The organism is Photobacterium sp. R1, assembly GCF_054600795.1.
This window is the reverse complement of the sequence record NZ_BAAHZP010000911.1, coordinates 1-241: the sequence shown is the minus strand read 5'-3', so window position 1 is coordinate 241 and position 241 is coordinate 1. Positions and strand designations below refer to the sequence as shown.

Sequence of the window (241 nt, the reverse complement as noted above, 5' to 3'; positions counted from 1 at the left end):
CAACTGATGCGCACGTTCACGCAGACTGGATTGCTGCTTATCAATTTCCTTGACCAGTCGCTCAAGCTGCGTGTTCACAGAGTTAAACTGTGCCAGGATTTTTTCTTTGGTGTTCTTAACCTTCGAAATCAGTTTGGAGAAGAAGTTGTTTTCCCCCACCAGGGCTTCAATATTGACGCCCTTCGCCAGACCAATCACCTCTGTCAGGTTACCAGCCATGTGCTCCAGATCTTTACACTTC

Annotated in this window: 1 protein-coding gene; it reads right to left on the bottom strand. The window is 47.3% G+C overall.

Annotated elements, in window-relative coordinates:
• A partial coding sequence (locus tag ACYP03_RS27715) for a toxic anion resistance protein (protein ID WP_459782898.1) occupies window positions 1-228 on the bottom strand: 228 nt, incomplete at its 3' end.
• Between the last annotated feature and the right edge of the window lie 13 nt (window positions 229-241).